Raw genomic sequence first — 17,870 nt, 5'->3', positions numbered from 1 at the left:
CTACCATGAAACCGACTCAATGGCCAAACGTAACATTAAGAGAATTGACGATGGATGATGCAGAAGACCGATACCAGTGGTGTCTGGATAGAGAAGTAACGAAGCACTTGAACATGCCGGAGAAATATCCTCCATTCAGCCGGGAAGAAACCCTTGCCTGGATTGACATGTGTATCAAGAGGACGAATGGATATGAACAGAAAGCCATCATGACGAAAGAAGGCAATCACATCGGCTGGATCGATTTAAAAAACATCGATCGATTAAACAAACATGCAGAATTAGGTGTAGCTATAGGGGATAAACGCTACTGGGGGAGAGGGTACGGTTTAAGTGCGATGCATGAAATGCTCCAATGGGGATTCGAGGAATTAGAGCTGAACAAGATTTGGTTAAGAGTAGAGATTGATAATGAAAAAGCGATCAAGTCTTATAGAAAAAGGGATACGTGGAAGAAGGCATATTAAGGCAGGACCGGCTGAGGAACGGTGAATTTGTAGACCGGTTGAGGATGAGTATTCTGAGGGATGAGTTTTTTGAAAAGTAGGAAGTGTGGAGGAACAAACAAATGGATCATCGCAAATTTAATGAGTTTATAAGAATTGCCCAAAGCCTAAATGATCGTGGAATTATTCCATTGTTAATGGGTTCGGTTGGTTTAGAAGTGGTAACGGGAAAGAGTTGGGATGCAGAGGACCTGGATATACATGTACCTGGTGATGAAGGAGGGTGGGAAGTGCCGCCTGAAACATCTATACATAACTGGAATGAAATTGTGAAGATCATGAATTCAATGGACTATACCCTAATCGATTTGCATGAACATGAGTTCTCAAAAGACGGATTATCCGTTGAGTTTGGAATTATCGACACTTTACCGGACTTCGCAGGGGTACGATTGGAGAATCTGGAAATGCATCGAAAGGGAGAGGTGAAATATTATCTTCTGAATCCCGAGCAGTATTTACGTGTTTACGAGGCGTCATCTAAGGACAGCTATCGGGCAGATCAAAATAATCATAAAGATATTGGGAAGATAGAGTATTTGAAGAATGTAAGAAATAACTGATCCTGCTTAATAAGAAAGGAGTTTATATGAACAAATATAAAATCATTCTATTCGATTTAGATGGAACACTTTCCGACCCAAAAGAAGGAATTACTAAATCGGTTCAATATGCATTGGAGAATATGGACGTAGAGGTTCCTGATGTTCATGAGCTCGAATGTTTCATTGGGCCACCATTACAAGTGTCATTTGCTGAACATTACGATTTTAATGAGCTGAAAATACAAAGAGCAATTGATTTTTACAGAGAGCGGTTCAAGGAGAAGGGAATGTTTGAAAACAAACTCTATCCAAATATTCCATCACTATTGAAAACGTTAAAAGAAAAAGGGTTTACGTTGGTGGTTGCAACATCAAAGCCTACTGTTTTTGCTGAACAAATCCTTAAGTATTTTACTATTGACCAGTTTTTTGATCTGATTGCAGGAAGCAACCTCGATGGAACAAGAACGTCAAAAGCTGAAATCATTCAATACATTCTAGATGTTTATCATGAATATGAAGCAGGCAGCTTTATTATGATAGGAGACCGGAAGCACGATATCATTGGGGCACACTATACCGGAATTGACTCTATTGGGGTGACGTATGGATATGGTTCATTTGAAGAAATCAGTCAGTCTGACCCTACTTTTATAGTCGAAAATGTCGACGAAATAAAAGATGTCTTAGAGGGATGTCGGGTGAAGCTGTAGATCAGGTAGCTGATCTACAGCTTTTTTCTGTAATGATGCTCATTATTTTAAATTTAGGGAGTCATACAGCTATCTTTAAAAAACAATTACTGCCTTAGAATGGGAAATAGTTGAAGATAATAGGTCCTATTGCCTCTTTTTGTTTCATTCTTCTAAATTAATGAAAAATATACAATCCTTTAATATTTTTCCAGTATGATAAACATGTCATTTATCGATGGATTTTATCGAAATGTGGAATACGATTATAGGAGGCTTGAAGATGAGGAAATCCTTAAAGAGGGTATTACCTGTTGTACTGTCAATTGCAGTCGCGGGCACCATGTTTTCACCAAATTTTGCAGAAGCACTGGGTGATTTTGATTTGGATTCTCCAGTGGTACAAACACCGATTAATGAATACCGGGCGGATCTTGCCCCAGGTGTCATGGAGAAGCATTACAGCTTCGAAGGTACCGATGGAAAGAAGATTGAGAGTTTTGTAGTGGATGTGGATGTTCAGAACCCCGGCGTGTCGATTGAAGCGGGAACACCGAATGACGGGGAGGAGTTTGGACTACAACCTGTCAGGCAGCAGGCCAGTGCCGCAGATGGAGAAAATCATAAAGTGGTGGCTGCTGTGAACGCCGATTTTTATAATATGGCGACAGGAGAACCGACAGGGATTGTGTTCAAAGATGGAATCGGGATCAAAGATCAACTTCGTCAAGGGTGGGGTTTCTTTGGAATGAAAAAGTCAGGGGAAGCAGTGATCGGAAGTACTGCCGAGTATGATGGAGTCAAGGATGAATTGCAAGAAGCCCTTGGTGGAAATGCGATTCTCGTAAAAAACAGTCAAATCTATCAAACTCCTCAAACAGGAGCGGATAAAGAGCCTCGTACGGCTGTCGGAATCAAAGCGGATGGTGATGTATTCTTTGCTGTGATCGACGGCAGACAGGAGCCTTATTCCAGTGGGATCTCCATGCCTGATTTAGCACAAATGATGATCGACTTAGGGGCAGTGACGGCTCTCAACCTGGATGGTGGTGGATCCTCTACGTATACAACCCGTACACTTGGAGGGGATGATCTCGAGGTCGATAATATGCCTTCCGATCGTGGCGAGAGAAGTGTGGCCAATTCATGGCTTGTTGTGTCAAAAGAGCCTTCGGACCATGCCTTTCACTCTGCGTATGTCTACCCTTATGATCAATCCTTCACACCGGGGTCTACCATAGACTTCAGTGCAAAAGGCAGAGATAAGTCCATGGCTTCAGCACCTCTTCCAGACTCTGGACTGACATGGGAATTATCCGATTCGTCATTTGGTACCATCGATGAAAACGGAGTGTTTCGCTCTAATGGTAAGACAGGTCAATTTTATGTGCTGTTGAACCATCAAGGAGAAGAGGTTGGCAAAAGCATCATTGAGATTGCTGCACCTGACAAGATTGCCTTCTCTTCACCGGAACTGACTGTTGCCAGAAACAGTGAGATTCCATTGGGACTTATCGCAACGTTTGAAAAGCGGGTAGTCGATTGGAAGCTCGATGACGTAGAGTTTGAAATTCCTGAAGGACTGGGCACGATTGATGACGAAGGTGTCCTTCATACAAATGACCAAAGTGTCAACGGCATAATCAAGGCAAAGCTGAAAAATACGGATCTGACAGCTCAGTTGAAAATTTCTGTCGGAACGCTTCCAAAAGTGTTATTTGATTTCGAAGACGATTTAGGTACGTGGAAGACAGCTACAGCCAATCGGGGAGAAAAGGGGACTCTAAGTCTATCAAACTACCCGGATCCGGTTCGATTTGGGGATCAGTCTTTAAAGCTTGATTTTGATTTCACCAATGCACAGACTGGAACGACCCTTGGAGTATACGCCGGACCGGGAGTGAATACGGAGATTGAAGGGGATCCACAAAGCCTCGGAATGTGGGTATATGGAACACCTGAGGCACAAGGGTACTGGCTCCGGATGTTGATTGTGGATGGGAACAATAAGAATCAATCGATTAATCTAACCGGAGAGAAGCCTGGGATCGACTGGATCGGCTGGAAATACATCGAAGCCGACATTCCATCATCCTTTACTGGCCCATTTAAAGTATCCGGTACACAGGCCTTCAGAGTGATGTCGACGAAATCGGGCATCACAGGCCCTATGACAAAAGGGTCCCTCTATATTGATAATATCCGTGCGGTTTACGGCGAAAAAGTAGATGACTTATATCCGCCTGTCATTGAATCCATTAATGCAGACGAAAAAGAATATACAAACAGCGCAGTGAATTTGAAGGCAGATGTTCATGAGTATGAAGAGGATCCGTACAAAACAGGAATTGATTGGGAAAAGATTAAATTGTTTGTGGATGGTGAGGAGTATTCCAAGCGTGCGGGACATTTCTCTTATGATATGGACGGTTCTGTTTCCCTAAGCGGATTACAGTGGGCAGATGGTACACATCAATTTACCTTGATGGTGCCTGATAAATTCGGGAACCAGGCAGTGAAAACAGGCTATTTTACAGTGAACACTGGATCTGCCAAGATCGAAATCATTCAAAATCAGGAAAAGGCATATTTAGGGGATCAATTTGAACTGGCTGTTAACGCAACAAATCCAGCTGAAATCTCTGAATCTACTATGAAACTCCAAGTGGATAAAAGGTTTCCAGTTGAAGACGTTACATTTGCAGCCGGCTTTACTGGAAGTACATCAAGCTACGACATTGAAACGGGAATCCTTACTATACATCTAGTGAATAATGGTGAAAAGGGTACAACAGCAGAGGCAGCCAAAATTCAATTAAGGATTCCAGATTCCACAGATGAAGGCAGCAAACTGAATGTAGAGATGATCAAGGGAGAAGTAACCTATGCTCCTCCTGCAGAAGATACATTCATCTCCACCTATTCTATGAAACCTTTAAATGTGGAAGTAGAGGCAGCGTTAAAAATCGAAGCAGATCCCATTTTAATTGGGGAGCCTGCAGCACTTAAGGTGATGGATCAAGAGGGTCAGCCTGTCAGTGGTGCGGAGGTTTTCGCCTCCATAGATGGAAACGAGGAACCTATTACACTTGGGAAAACAGAAGGTGACGGTTCACTCGTTGTCGATTCTATTACGGATGACATTAAGAAAATTACCCTATATTCGGTAAAAGACGGGAGATATTCATTCAAGGTTGACACACAAACGTATCCAGCTTTAGTGGAAAAGGACGAAATGAAGAATGTCATTTCTCCAACCACGGATGATCCTTATAAGTCTAAAACGTTTACCTGGATGTCCAGTCCACTAGGTAAAGAAGAAACGCCTATCATTCAATATGCAAGAAAGAAGGATTATGACAAGAAAGGCGATAAGGGCCTTTTAACCGCTAAGGGGTCATGGAGCAATGAGGTTTTCACTGGAGAGTTGGATGTAACCAAGAATGGCATCGCTCGAGTCAATCAGGTTACAGTGGAGAAGCTCAAGCAGGACACGACGTATGTATACCGAGTTGGAAATGGTGAGAATTGGAGTGATATGCAGGAATTCACTACGTTAAAACGAGACAATCAATTCGAATTTGCGGTATTGGGTGACACGCAATCACCATCTGACTTGAGCCTGTTTGATCAGATCCTTTCAAATATAAATGAACAGGACCCTGCATTTATGATTCATGTCGGTGACCTTGTCGATGAATCTTCTAAATTCAAACAATGGGATGATGTTTTAGGAGTAATGAGTCAGTATGACAAGATTCGCACGACCAATCTTGTTGCGGCTCTGGGGAACCATGAATACATGGGAGACAATGACGCCGGTATAGCAAAAGCGATCCTTGGCTCACCTGAAAATGGTCCGGATGCAGACATAGGCGGCACGTATTCCGTTGATTATCACAACATGCACATTAGTGTGCTAGGCTTTACAAGTGATAGTAAGGTGCTTGATCAACAATTGGAATGGCTGAAACAAGATATGGAGAGCTCGGATAAACCTTGGAAAATTCTTGTGACTCATAAGCCTCCGTACTATACGAATCCGTTTGGCGGCAATGAAATCATGAAGGAAAAGCTGCCTCCGGTCGCAGATGAACTTGGAATCGACATCGTCTTCTCCGGACACGATCATGCCTACGGCAGAACGAAAAAACTGAAAGAAGGCAAAGAAGATGAAAATGGAACGGTTTATGTAGTCGCCGGCACCACTGGTAAAAAGCACTATGATGCAGTGGCAGATGAGAAATTCGAGTACGTCAACATGGAAAACATCGCCGTGTATATGAGTGCGAAGGTGGATAAGGATACGATCACGTTCATCACTAAGACCTCCGATGGTGATGTGATTGATGAATTTTCTGTTGTGAATGAGGAGTACTAATTGTTAGAAAGCACGAGACGAGGCGTCAAGCATCTTAAAATAGGGTGCTTGACGTCTTTGTGTTACATAATCATTTCTTGTACATGGAAGAATGGATTGCGGGTACCATTAAAGAGCATGTACATATAAAAGTCCAAAAAAATAGCTTACCAATCACACTGGTAAGCCGCTACAAATAAGGAATTTTTCGATTTACATCAGGGGTCCTGCCTTAAACCACTATCTTCAAGATGAAGAATATATACTTAGTATACAATCGAATTCAGGTGAGTAAAGAGGATATGCCCAGATGAATATTTTTTTCTCTAACTATGTAGAAACGCCATTACCTCCCCGCCAAGAATACGTTATGCTTAGGTTGGAATTGATCACGAAACATTCAGTGGAGGCAGTAAATGATTATCAGAAAACGGAAGACAAATGAAGAATTTCCAATGGAATTGCTCCTCTTGGCAGATCCTTCAGAGGAGATTGTGAAGGAATACGTTTCAAGGGGCGAATGCTTTGTAGCGGAGCTTGAACAAAAGGTTGTCGGCACATACGTATTACTTCCCACAAGACCCGAAACGATTGAACTAGTCAATGTAGCCGTTTTAGAAGACCTGCATGGAAAAGGTATCGGGAAACAGCTGGTAAGGGATGCTGTAAAGATTGCCAGGGAGAAAGGCTACAAGACCATCGAAGTTGGGACTGGGAACTCAGGCGTTGGCCAGTTGGCCCTTTATCAAAAGTGTGGATTCAGAATTGTCGGGGTGGATTTGGACTTTTTTGTCAGGCACTATCCTGAACCAATTTTTGAGAATGGGATCCAGTGCAGGGATATGGTTCGGTTGTCGCAGGATTTATAAGGTATAAGAGACCCGGTTCCGTTTTAGGGACCGGGTCTCTTTAGTATTTGATTAAGGAATGAATAAGATTTTACCAGTACTTTTTCTACTCTCTAAATATTCATGAGCTTTTGCACCCTCGCTTAAAGGAAAGACCGTTGGTTCAGAAACCTTCAACTTTCCTTCCTGAATCCAACCGAATAACTCGTGTGAGCGGGTCACCCGTTCTTCGTGAGATGTCAACACATTCCACAGATCTCCGCCAGTCAGGGTTTTCGAGGTGTCCATCAGCATACGGGGATCAACGGAAACCGGATCGCCTCCCGCCATACCGAAGAATACGACCGTCCCTCCGATCTGTGTGACCTCGAAACTGTCCATCAATGTGGAACCCACTGATTCATAGACAACGTTTACGCCTTTACCATCAGTCACAGCCTTCACCAGTTGCTTCCAGTCGTCGCTATATAAAAACATGTTGTCGGCTCCAATAGACAGGGCCGCTTCTCTCTTTTCTTCTGAAGAAGTCAACCCGATGACGGTTCCGCCTAAGATCTTTACGATTTGTACAAGGAGCTGTCCGACCCCACCTGCAGCTGCATGGATCAAAACAGTATCCCCATTTTTTATCTTATAGCTGTCTTTCGTTAAATAATGAGCAGTAAGACCCTGCAACAAAAGGGATGCAGCCGTTTCATACGATATATCATTTGGCAGCGGGATGGCTTTTTCTTTTGGGACTGCCACAAGTTCAGCGTTGGCATACGGTACATCGGCAAAAGCGATTCGGTCTCCAGCTTCTATTCCCGTGACGTTGCTTCCTGCTTGTTTGACGATCCCTGCTCCTTCATACCCACATATGTACGGAGGGTTTCCAGCCAAGTGATAGTTGCCTTTTCTTCTATATACATCGGCGAAATTCAGGCCGATTGCCTTCATTTCAACTAAAACGTCATCCGGTCCGATTTCGGGCGCATCGATTTCCTGGTAATGCAGGACCTCCGGTCCACCGAACTTTTCAAACACAAGTGCTTTCATCATCTACTCTCCTCTATAACATCATTCCTTTTTTAGTGTACCCACTTCCCAGCCGTTTGACTAGGAAAGAGCTTACCGTTCATAGGTACTTCCAGGTGCCTATGCCACTTCAAAGTGCGTTCTTCCCAAAAAGTTAGCTATCCCTCATAATTCAGTTTAGCTTTTCAAACAGTACCTGCCGGATTCAGCGGAAGGGGTTTGAAAGGCGTATAGGCACTTGGAAGTCCCTAGGTTACAAAAAAGTACCTACATGACTTTAAAGTGTGTACTTCCATAAGTTATTTGTACTCATTATCATAATGTGTACAGAGAAATGAAAGGCGCCTTCGTTTCTTATTTCATTTTAAATCATACAACCAATTAAGGAGGAAGTTACGTTATGAGTTCAACTTCAGCTACTATAGATCAATCAAAAACGAAAGGCGGCACACCGGCGTTACTTGCCCTGGCCATAAGTGCCTTTGGAATTGGAACGACAGAATTTGTGCCCGTAGGATTATTATCATCGATTGCCGATGATTTATCGATATCGATTACACTCGCAGGATTGTTGATTTCAGGTTATGCCATAGGAGTGGCCATCGGAGCACCGGTGTTGACGGCATTGACCGGTAAGATGAGCAGAAAATCTCTGCTTATGTCCTTGATGCTCGTATTCATCGTAGGAAACTCGGTTGCGGCGATGTCCACAAGCTTTGGACTATTGTTAGTTGCCCGTTTTATCACAGCATTTTCACACGGAATATTCTTCTCAATCGGATCGACGATTGCGGCCGATTTAGTGCCTGCCCATAAGCGGGCAAGTGCCATTGCCTTTATGTTTACAGGATTGACAGTTGCGACAGTTACTGGAGTACCACTTGGAACCTTCATCGGACAGGCATTCGGATGGAGAGCCACATTCTGGGGAGTTGCTCTTCTCGGTATTGTAGGAATCATTGCCAGTTCCATCCTTGTACCGAAAGATTTGAAAGAAGCACCGCCTGCTAAGTTCAGCGAACAATTAAAAATTCTTGCGAATGGCCGATTACTATTAGCCTTTGCCATCACCGCACTGGGGTATGGAGGTACGTTTGTCGCGTTCACGTATTTAACACCACTATTGCAAGACGTAACGGGGTTCAGTGCGAAGTGGGTCAGTATTATCCTGCTTGTATACGGAATTGCCGTCGCCATCGGAAATGTCGTTGGAGGGAAAGCATCCGACAAGAGTCCATTAAAAGCGTTATTCTGGATGTTTGTTCTGCAAGCCATCATTCTAGTAGCTCTTACCTTTGCAGCACCCTTTAAAGTGGCAGGTCTGATTGCAATCTTCCTAATGGGATTATTCGCTTTCATGAACGTGCCAGGGCTGCAGGTCCTTGTTGTGAACCTGGCTGAAAAATATGTTCCTTCAGCGGTCAATGTGGCATCTGCACTGAATATTGCCGCATTTAACGTCGGGATTGCCATCGGTTCCTTTGTCGGAGGAATGATTGTGGATGGAATCGGTTTGATCCATACACCTTGGATCGGTGCCATCATGGTGGCAGGAGCTGTACTGTTAACAGCGTGGCTACGAGGCATCGAACGAAAGTCAGCCTAAAGGGGACGATAGAATGGTTGAAATATGGAAAGAGCATGTAGAACAAAGGAAGAAGCATTCTTCCTTGCACTGTTTGACAGTCAGCGTGCGGCTGATCTAAAGATAATAAGAGGTTACTAGCGACGAAACAAGCTCGGAGTATAAGGCCCTGAGCTTGTTTTTTTATCGGTAAAATTTAAAAGATTGTTTTCCGGAATTCTTTTATGATTTTTTCTTCGTTGGATTAAACAATGTCACAAATGTTTACTAGTTTGCCCCGGCGCCTCAAATACTTGACGTAATTCAATCTGACCTTCCCCATGTCCTTGTGGATCCGGCATCCGCATCGCCCACTCGATGGCTTCTTTCCTCGACTTCACATCAATTAGAAAAAAACCTGCAACTAATTCGGCCGTTTCAGGGAATGGACCTGCCGTAAGCACCGGTTTTCCCCCTGGTTCCGGGTACGAGAGGCGAATCCCATTTGAACTTGGATGAAGTCCTTTTGCCGCTACCCGCACACCTGCCTTAACCAGTGCTTCATTGTACTTAGTCATGCTTTCAATAAGTTCAGGGTTTGGGAGATTTCCAGCTTCCGAATTCTTGGAAGCCTTGACAATCATCATAAACAGCATAAAACATTCCTCCTTCTATTTAAAAACCTCATTATTAATACAACGAACAGGTATCATCAAACTCTCTCCTCTTCCTATTCTTTAAATTTAAAGGATATTCCTTCCATTACCCCGAACTATTTCATAGATATAACTTGTAATTTATACTCTATTAAATGCTATAGCATGTTGGATAAAAAATTTGATTCTTCATTGATTATAAACAGGAGGGATGATGATGGTAACTCAAAAATGGGTGTGGATACTTTCCGTTATTCTCTTTATTCTGACCGGATGCGGGGAATCAGATCAGGCTGCACAGCCTGCTGATGGAGAGGGTTCTGAACTGAATGCTGATGTGATGGATATGCACGGTGGAATCACAGGGCTGGATAACATGGAGAATTATTTTCAGCAGGTAGAAAAGGATGAAAAAGGAGATTTAAGAGTCATCCACTATACGATAGAAGGGGATCCCATTATAACGGATTTATCTTACGATGGGCACTATATAGAGGTGAAAAACGACTTTACGAGAGATCAATATGGAAATGGCGGTGTGGATACCTTTCAATGCCGAAAAATGAATAAAGAAGAAAATCCAACCAACCTGACGTATTATCTGACGGGTTGTAAAGGAACCCACGGGGATATGAGTGAGGTCCTTACGGTTTCTTACAATGTAAAACGGCAGGACGTATTTGAAGCAGAATTATCCTATGGTGAAAATGGTCAAAAACAAAAAACCATACAACTAAATGAAAAGGATAAGCAAGAAGTGTACAAGCAGCTGGTGTTGGCGAATTATTTGAATTCAAAGCCCTCGAGTGATGCATGTACTAAAGAGAAACAAACGGATACCTATTCCATGTATGTGAAAATAAATGGAGCAGACCGAACGTTCAACTGGAAATCCTGTGAATCTAGTGAAAAAACGAACAAGTTTACAGATATCGCTGAGTACATCATTCATTCATCTGAAAACCCTACCCAAACCAGTGAAAATGTCATTTATGGTTACGTCATGGAAGTTGAAGAGAATCAGATATTGATTGGAGAGGATTTGACTGCCACCGACTACGAGTCGTTGAAGAATGTAAAACGGGAAGAATTAGCGAATTTTGTTATGACCTTTTTATATGTAGAGACTGAAAATGCCCAAGGTTTTTCTGAGGGAGATAAAATTGTTGTTGAAGTTGACGAAATGTTAGAAGAAGGCTCACTTGGAAGGGTGAGCGCTAGTGATATTAAAAAGATAAGTGAGTGGGAATAGTGTCATATGATTGACGGGCAGAAGATTGGTAGGGATCGTCCCGGATCAGGTGAGACCTTTTTAAAAGTATAAAAAGAGGGGTGTAGAGATGAAAAAATGGGAAAGAAAATTACTGCATACAACTCGTGGAGTATTTGAAGTTTTTATCAAAGGACAGGGAGATCCCCTATGTGTCACACACCATTATTCTGAGTTCAATCATACTGGAGACTATTTTGCAGAGGCGTTCACAGGAACCAACCAGGTCTTCTTGATCAACTTGCGGGAAGCAGGGGGCTCTGACAAAGCAACTGAATCATATCAGCTGAGTATGCTGGAAACCATATTTGATCTGGAATCGGTACGGGAAGAGTTAGGGTTTCGTCAGTGGGGTTTTGCCGGTCATTCTACTGGAGGGATGTTGGGCGTCCTCTACGGAATTCACTTCTCAAAAAATCTGGATTTCACTGTGATTGTCGGGGCGGCTGCGAGAGAGTATATGACCTTTTCGGAAGACTGCATCTACAACAAAGCACACCCTGATTTTGACAGGATGCAGGAGTTGATTGAAACACTGAAGCAACCGAATTTACCACTTGAAAAAAGAAAAGAGCTTTCAGCGGAAAGGACGAAATTGTCATTATATAAACCTGAAAAATATAGTGAACTTTTTTCGCTTGATATTCATAAAGGGATGTCTGCCGCAAGAATGAACTTTTTTATTCGTGAACTACAAGTGTATGATATCACAAGAAAACTGGAGTTTATTTCAGTCCCCACGTTAGTCATGTGTGGGAGATATGATGTCCAATGTCCATTAAAGTACTCGATTGAAATGGCTGAAGGTATACCGGATTCCAGATTGATCATCTTTGAGAAGAGTAACCACTACCCGTTTCTTGAAGAGGCAGAGCGGTTTGCAGAGGAGTATGAGTTGTTTTGGAAGAATAGGAAATAGAGGAGGCAGATATATAGTGCCCATCCATGAAAAGAGAATAAGAGAAGTCTACCCTGAGTTTGAGATTACTCACAGTGAAGTGAATGAAATCGGTCAGAATAATGATGTTCTCATTGTTAACCATTCCATCGTGTTCCGATTCCCCAAGTACATGGAAGGGATCAGGAAGTTGAAGAAAGAAACGGGCGTATTGGAAAGTATAAAGGGAAACCTCTCATTGCCGGTCCCATACCCCCTTTACCAATCCATGGAGCCCGCAGAAGTGGGGAAAGTGTTTACCGGATACAGGTTGATTGAGGGTGATCCTTTATGGCCAGGGGTTTTTAAAGAGTATGAAGAACATAGTCTTAAAATCGCTTCCCAATTGGTGAAATTTTTGACTGAATTGCACTCCCGGCCTGTCGAAGATTTAGAGGTTGAAAAGAACAGCATCGATGATATTCGGAGCTCGATTGAAGATTTATACGAAAGATTCAGAGAGAAACTCTTTCCCCATATGAATGTGAAAGCTAAGCTGGAAGTCAGCCGGCACTTCGATTCGTTCTTATCCAAAAATGAACTTCTGGATTTCAAACCGGTCCTCACACATGGAGACTTTGGTGCATCGAATATTCTCTGGAATAGGGAAAGAAATGAAGTATCCGGAATCATCGATTTTGGTGAATCGGAAGTGGGCGATCCCGCTTATGACTTTGCAGGACTATTATCCAGTTACGGCGAACCTTTCGTCAGAAGGTGCCTGGAGATGTATCAGAATGGGGACCGGATTTTTGCCAGAATGAACTTTTACCGGGGTACATTTGCGTTGCAGGAAGCACTCCATGGAGTTGAGAATGACGACCCGGAAGCATTTGAGAGTGGGATGAAGGGATACAGGTAATGCTTATGGATGAAATAGTATCAAGATTGATTCAATCCGATATCGGGACGCTATAATCCTTTGAAAATAAATAGATCCCCTATTAAAGTCCTTCAACTTCGATAGGGGAAGAAGAAATTATTATTCTAAATCAATGATAATGGGTTCGAGTTCCATTTCAGTATGATCTTTCCCGGACCCCAGACTGGCAATTTCCACGGGTTTGATGATGAGTTTAGTTGCACCTTCTTGAATGGTACTGAATGTTGTTGTGCCTTCCAATGTTTTGCCATTATCCGCTGAAAAGCCTCCGCCCCCCGTTCCATCCAGGTAGACATGGCCCAGGTCGTCCGTCACTTTGAATACCGGTGAAACTTCCGGCCACTCCAGGAGAAGTGTGTCTGTGACCACCTGTTCATAGGCGATCACTGTTGAAACATCGGTAAGCTCAACTGATTTTAATGTAAAGTGAATATCGTTCGTTTTAACGGTTTCGTTTACGAGCCTGACGTCTCCTACCAGTCGTTTTAAGGAAAAGGCGAATGACCATTCTCCATGGACCTTTACATCATTCGACGTGCTGTAAAGCGTCTGTGGTTCCCATGTGATATCCACCTTTTCCGGAAAGTCCCCGCCTTTAAAGCTCGGCGTGATGGTAGACAAACCGACATAGCGATTAGGGCCGATCTTCGTGATTTCACTACTCCCGCCGCTTCCATTCGAACCTGCGATGTCGAACCAATGTGCCCCGCTGTTCATGCCTTCCCCGAAGTCTTTATCCGTTTCAATCGCATAGGAGACCGTTATATTCGTTCCGTCATACACGGCATTATCGATCATGACGGTCACCCCGTTGCTCATCTCAGCCAGACCGATATCCGTCGAGAACTCGTCGAATTCTTTGCCTGCCTCGTCATTACTGAAATACTGTATGACATCATCCATGAAGGGAACCTGCGATGCCAAGGAAGGGTAGGCATAACCCGCAGCAGTGGAGATTCCGATCAGCATAACGGATGCCACAGCGATATTCCTCCATGCGTGCTTATTTTCGAGCTTCTTCAGTACATGCTGTTTCACGCGCTTTTTTTCCAACTCTGTCACTTCTTCAAGTTCAAGTGACTCTATATCTAAATCCATCCATTCCTTCATGCTCATACCAGCCGCTCCTTTAATTTCACATTCGACGCTAACTTTTTCTTTCCGCGGTATAAACGGTTATCCACTGCCGCTTTCGAAAGGTTTAATTGATCTGCAATTTCCTTGTTCGTTAAATCTAAATAATATTTCATCATGAAAATATCCCGGTCCAGGTCCTCAAGCTGGCTGATCGCCGCTAATAATTCATTTTTTTCTTCCCGCTGCAATACGGAGGTATCGGTTTCGAGAGAACTTCCTTTTTGAAGTAGGGATTCGTCCGTTTGTTCACGTGCGTTGCGCTTCTCTGCCTGCCGGTATCGGTCGATTGCTTTATACTTTGTGATCATCCCAATCCATTTTTTGAAGTCCTCAGGTTCTCCTTTAAACTGATGGGCATTTTGCCAGACGGTCAGGAACACATCGTTGATACATTCATCGATATCAAGTCGATTTCTGTTGTGCAAAATCTTTTTGGCAATGGTTTTCGCGAGTGGCATGTAAGCATCGATAATGTACTCCAATGCATCCTCTTTTTTCTTTTTTAACCTGATGATGAAATTGGTCGGTGAACTTTTCATTTACTTCGCTCCTTATATGGTTGAAAGGCCTTTACATGATGTACAACGAATGGATGTTGGAGTTATTCTCATGTTTTTTATTGAATGATTGGATTTTTCACTATGAGTGCAGCCCTAATAAGAATTAATTTAAATGTAAAAAGGGGATTTCACTATCATCAGTATATATGTATTTATTGCGATTGAGCTCGTCTTGAAAGGTATGTTTTTTTCGAATCCAGTATTTAAGGAAACAGTTATCATAAATATTCAAAAGTATGGAAAAATAAAGGTATTATTTAATTTTTGGGGATGGGCTCTTATTGGATAACTATACGAACGATAACACTGCAAGGAGATATACCGCTCATGTCAGTATACTTGGAACAACCCAAATCCATTTAAGGAATCCGTACATCATTGCATGGTGGTCAGTGTCTTTTCCCGGGTTTGGCCATTTATTACTTTCTAAGTATATAAGAGGATACCTTTTGTTAACTTGGGAAGTCGTGATAAACCTGAAAGCACATGTCAATCTGGCCATGATTTATTCTTTCCAGGGGAACGTACCTATGGCAAAAGAAGTATTGGATACCCGCTGGCTCTTGATTTATATTCCAGTCTACATCTTTGCGATCTGGGATAGTTACCGCACGACCGTGGATTTGAATAACGTTTATATTCTCTCTGAACGTGAGGATCACAAAATAAACACCTTTAGTATCGCGGCATTGGAAATGAATTATTTGGATAAAAGAACCCCCTTCTTAGCAGCATTATGGTCTTTATTTATGCCTGGGTTGGGGCAGCTTTACATTCATCGGATCGTGACAGCACTTGTCGTAATCGTTTGGAGTGTTGTGTTCTTTTACTACTCTCACATGTTGGAAGGAGTATCCTTGCTTTTTATTGGGGAAATCGAAAGAGCTACTGAGGTATTGAATCCTGAGTGGTTGCTGATGTTTCCCTCCCTATATGGGTTTGCTATAGTCGATGCCTATATGAACACAGTCGAAAATAATAAACTTTATCAGAAAGAACAGAGGCGTTTTTTAAAAGAACATTATCAAAAAAGAACATTTCACATTCTGAAAGGAAAAAAACGTATATGACCATGCAATTGTTTTCAACTTTCGAAAATCATATCTTTTTAGAAATTGCTATCGCAAACTTAGAGAAAATAGGGATAAAAAAGGAAGATATATATGCAGTCCCACTTGATAATCGGAAAGAAAGCAGGAAACTATTTGATACGTTGCACCGGTCCGACGGATTATCCCTTATTGATATTGCGATGCCTCTGGCCACAGCATCTGCTGTCGTTACGGCTAGCATCGGTTTTGAACTGAAGTGGGGTCCCATCTATTGGGGGTTAATAGGTGCAATTGGAGGGTTTGTGGTTGGACTGGTGATCCGGTTGTTCCTTGTCTCTTTCAAAAATCGGGGAAAGCATAGATTAAAGGGGAAGCAATCTGAAGTCATTCTCATTGTGGAGTGTGACGAAACAAAATCTCAGATTGTAGAGAAAATCCTTTGGGAGCATCTTGCTTTAGGACTAGCGAAAGTCATAAAGTAAAAGTCTATCTTTCAATTTTTTCAACTAAAGGCCAGGTGATCCCCATGAATCGAGCCTGTCTTTGTTATAGGCACCAAGCGTTTTGATCATTTTATTGGAAGATACAGAGGGGGGAGAGGAACGTGAGGTGAATTTGGCTAATCTTGGAAATTGGCGCAATTAACACTGAAAATGATGCAATCAAGCCCTCTTTTGACGCAATTCCTAAAATAACGACGCAATAAATTGAATTTTGACGCAATCACAGCCTCAAATGACGCAATCAAGTAAAAAGGGAGATAGAAAATACCACCAAATGCGTATCGAATAGGGATACCGACAAGCAAATGACCGCTCTAGATGCCGGTTTCACTATTAAAGTGCACGAATTCAACAAAAAAGAACCTGTCATCCATCCGACAGGTTCACAACAAAACTAAGCTCATCACTCCTCATACCTCAACTCCAACGTAATCTGTGTAGTCGTATAAAAGTACATCTCCCGCACTTTCAAATTAAAGGACTTGTCATTCAATTTAACGGTTTTATTTTCAATGATCTTCTTGATGAGTTCCTTATTCCCGTACACCGTTTCTAAGTCTTTGGTCAAAAGGCTCCGCAAATCCTCGCTCAACCGGTCCTCTGTTTCGTGTATACTGAGTAATTCCACTTTTGTTTTCGTATTGTTGATGATCTTTACTTTGACTTCCTGGATGGTGAGTTCGTCTTCGTTTTCGTTGTTTAATTGTTTGTATTCTTCTTGAAGATAGGAGAGGGTGTTTTTCAGTTTGCTAATGTCATGTTTTTGTTCTTCTATCTTCTGCGCTTGCTTCTCATGCATGGTTCCGAACATGAATAAGAAGATCATCCAGCTGATGATTCCGCCTACAACCATTCCTGCAAAGAATCGCTGCCAGGAAGGAAGCCGGTAAAAGGGTGGGATTCTCATGACGGCATATGCTCCTGTGTGAGCCATGAAATGATCATGGCAGCGGTGTTAGCTCCTCCTAAAGCGGAAAGAATCAATAGGAATTGTTTGAAGAGTTCTTTCGTTTCTCCATTCAGAAAGCCTTTTTCAAAGCTGTAAACCGTATCGAAAGTGCCGCCGATTGCCGCGATGATGGCCCAGATGCGCAGGAAATCGGAAAGTCGTCTCATTTCAATGAATAAAGGCTGCCCCATGGCGAAGGAGGCCAGCCCGCCAAGAAGGGAGCCCCCCAGCAGTACCCCCATAGCAATAAAGAAGCTTTTGAATAATTCCGGAAAGAAAGCTTCTGCCATTTCATCATCTCCATCTATTACGTGTCTTTACGATAACTATATGGGATTAGGGGACAAGATATGAGGGAGAACATATTTTCTTTTTTGCGGTTTCTTACCTA

The 17,870-nt window shown here is 42.6% G+C and carries 16 protein-coding genes and 1 pseudogene; 11 read left to right on the top strand and 6 right to left on the bottom strand.

Features of this window, described 5'->3' with window-relative positions:
• The first annotated feature begins 5 nt into the window (after window positions 1-5).
• From Q1B03_RS05475 to Q1B03_RS05455, 5 genes and pseudogenes are all read left to right on the top strand, one after another.
• A pseudogene (locus tag Q1B03_RS05475) lies at window positions 6-547 on the top strand (GNAT family protein).
• A gap of 21 nt (window positions 548-568) precedes the next feature.
• Window positions 569-1,069: a phosphoribosylanthranilate isomerase gene (locus Q1B03_RS05470; RefSeq protein ID WP_299739005.1), complete on the top strand. Its 501-nt coding sequence runs from the start codon at window positions 569-571 to the stop codon at window positions 1,067-1,069.
• A gap of 26 nt (window positions 1,070-1,095) precedes the next feature.
• Window positions 1,096-1,764: an HAD family hydrolase gene (locus tag Q1B03_RS05465; protein ID WP_299739004.1), complete on the top strand. Its 669-nt coding sequence runs from the start codon at window positions 1,096-1,098 to the stop codon at window positions 1,762-1,764.
• A gap of 262 nt (window positions 1,765-2,026) precedes the next feature.
• Window positions 2,027-6,124 carry a phosphodiester glycosidase family protein gene (locus Q1B03_RS05460; protein WP_299739003.1) on the top strand — a complete coding sequence of 1,366 codons (4,098 nt, stop codon included), beginning with the start codon at window positions 2,027-2,029 and terminating at the stop codon, window positions 6,122-6,124.
• A gap of 395 nt (window positions 6,125-6,519) precedes the next feature.
• Window positions 6,520-6,972: a GNAT family N-acetyltransferase gene (locus tag Q1B03_RS05455; protein WP_299739002.1), complete on the top strand. Its 453-nt coding sequence runs from the start codon at window positions 6,520-6,522 to the stop codon at window positions 6,970-6,972.
• A gap of 51 nt (window positions 6,973-7,023) precedes the next feature.
• On the opposite strand, the gene Q1B03_RS05450 is transcribed toward Q1B03_RS05455, so the two are convergent.
• Window positions 7,024-7,989 (bottom strand): quinone oxidoreductase, encoded by a 966-nt coding sequence (locus tag Q1B03_RS05450; RefSeq protein ID WP_299739661.1) that lies wholly within the window; start codon window positions 7,987-7,989, stop codon window positions 7,024-7,026.
• A 379-nt stretch (window positions 7,990-8,368) separates the two neighbouring features.
• Here Q1B03_RS05450 and Q1B03_RS05445 point away from each other — a divergent pair, with 379 nt between their 5' ends.
• Entirely contained in the window at window positions 8,369-9,574 is a 1,206-nt protein-coding gene (locus Q1B03_RS05445; RefSeq protein WP_299739001.1) for an MFS transporter, read from the top strand.
• A 233-nt stretch (window positions 9,575-9,807) separates the two neighbouring features.
• Here the strand turns inward: Q1B03_RS05445 and Q1B03_RS05440 are convergent, their stop codons facing one another.
• Complete coding sequence (locus Q1B03_RS05440) at window positions 9,808-10,188, bottom strand: YciI family protein (protein WP_299739000.1); 381 nt, start codon at window positions 10,186-10,188, stop codon at window positions 9,808-9,810.
• Window positions 10,189-10,405: 217 nt separating this feature from the next.
• On the opposite strand from Q1B03_RS05440, the gene Q1B03_RS05435 reads away from it, so the two are divergent.
• The 3 genes from Q1B03_RS05435 (at window position 10,406) to Q1B03_RS05425 (ending at window position 13,257) form a co-directional block, all read left to right on the top strand.
• Window positions 10,406-11,440 carry a DUF4362 domain-containing protein gene (locus tag Q1B03_RS05435; protein WP_299738999.1) on the top strand — a complete coding sequence of 345 codons (1,035 nt, stop codon included), beginning with the start codon at window positions 10,406-10,408 and terminating at the stop codon, window positions 11,438-11,440.
• A gap of 88 nt (window positions 11,441-11,528) precedes the next feature.
• Entirely contained in the window at window positions 11,529-12,377 is an 849-nt protein-coding gene (locus Q1B03_RS05430; RefSeq protein ID WP_299738998.1) for an alpha/beta fold hydrolase, read from the top strand.
• A gap of 16 nt (window positions 12,378-12,393) precedes the next feature.
• On the top strand, window positions 12,394-13,257 hold the full coding sequence (locus Q1B03_RS05425) for a phosphotransferase family protein (protein WP_299738997.1): 864 nt from the start codon (window positions 12,394-12,396) through the stop codon (window positions 13,255-13,257).
• Window positions 13,258-13,377: 120 nt separating this feature from the next.
• On the opposite strand, the gene Q1B03_RS05420 is transcribed toward Q1B03_RS05425, so the two are convergent.
• Window positions 13,378-14,394: a DUF4179 domain-containing protein gene (locus Q1B03_RS05420; RefSeq protein WP_299738996.1), complete on the bottom strand. Its 1,017-nt coding sequence runs from the start codon at window positions 14,392-14,394 to the stop codon at window positions 13,378-13,380.
• Window positions 14,391-14,954 carry a sigma-70 family RNA polymerase sigma factor gene (locus Q1B03_RS05415; RefSeq protein WP_299738995.1) on the bottom strand — a complete coding sequence of 188 codons (564 nt, stop codon included), beginning with the start codon at window positions 14,952-14,954 and terminating at the stop codon, window positions 14,391-14,393. The genes Q1B03_RS05420 and Q1B03_RS05415 overlap by 4 nt, the downstream gene beginning before the upstream one ends.
• A 302-nt stretch (window positions 14,955-15,256) precedes the next feature.
• On the opposite strand from Q1B03_RS05415, the gene Q1B03_RS05410 reads away from it, so the two are divergent.
• Both Q1B03_RS05410 and Q1B03_RS05405 read left to right on the top strand, forming a co-directional pair.
• Window positions 15,257-16,045, top strand: a complete 789-nt coding sequence (locus Q1B03_RS05410) for a hypothetical protein (RefSeq protein ID WP_299738994.1) — start codon at window positions 15,257-15,259, stop codon at window positions 16,043-16,045.
• A 2-nt stretch (window positions 16,046-16,047) separates the two neighbouring features.
• A complete protein-coding gene (locus tag Q1B03_RS05405) occupies window positions 16,048-16,509 on the top strand; it encodes a hypothetical protein (protein WP_299739660.1) in 462 nt (153 codons plus the stop codon).
• Window positions 16,510-16,933: 424 nt separating this feature from the next.
• Here Q1B03_RS05405 and ytrI read toward each other — a convergent pair whose 3' ends face one another.
• Together ytrI and Q1B03_RS05395 are read right to left on the bottom strand one after the other, a co-directional pair.
• A complete protein-coding gene (gene ytrI, locus Q1B03_RS05400) occupies window positions 16,934-17,437 on the bottom strand; it encodes a sporulation membrane protein YtrI (RefSeq protein WP_299738993.1) in 504 nt (167 codons plus the stop codon).
• Window positions 17,434-17,769, bottom strand: coding sequence for a YtrH family sporulation protein (locus Q1B03_RS05395; RefSeq protein WP_044339284.1), 336 nt, complete (start codon window positions 17,767-17,769; stop codon window positions 17,434-17,436). Before Q1B03_RS05395 ends, ytrI begins: the two co-directional genes overlap by 4 nt.
• Window positions 17,770-17,870 lie beyond the last annotated feature (101 nt).

The organism is uncultured Rossellomorea sp. (genome assembly GCF_947488365.1).
Classification (GTDB): domain Bacteria; phylum Bacillota; class Bacilli; order Bacillales; family Bacillaceae_B; genus Rossellomorea.
This window is presented reverse-complemented; position numbering and strand designations above follow the sequence as displayed.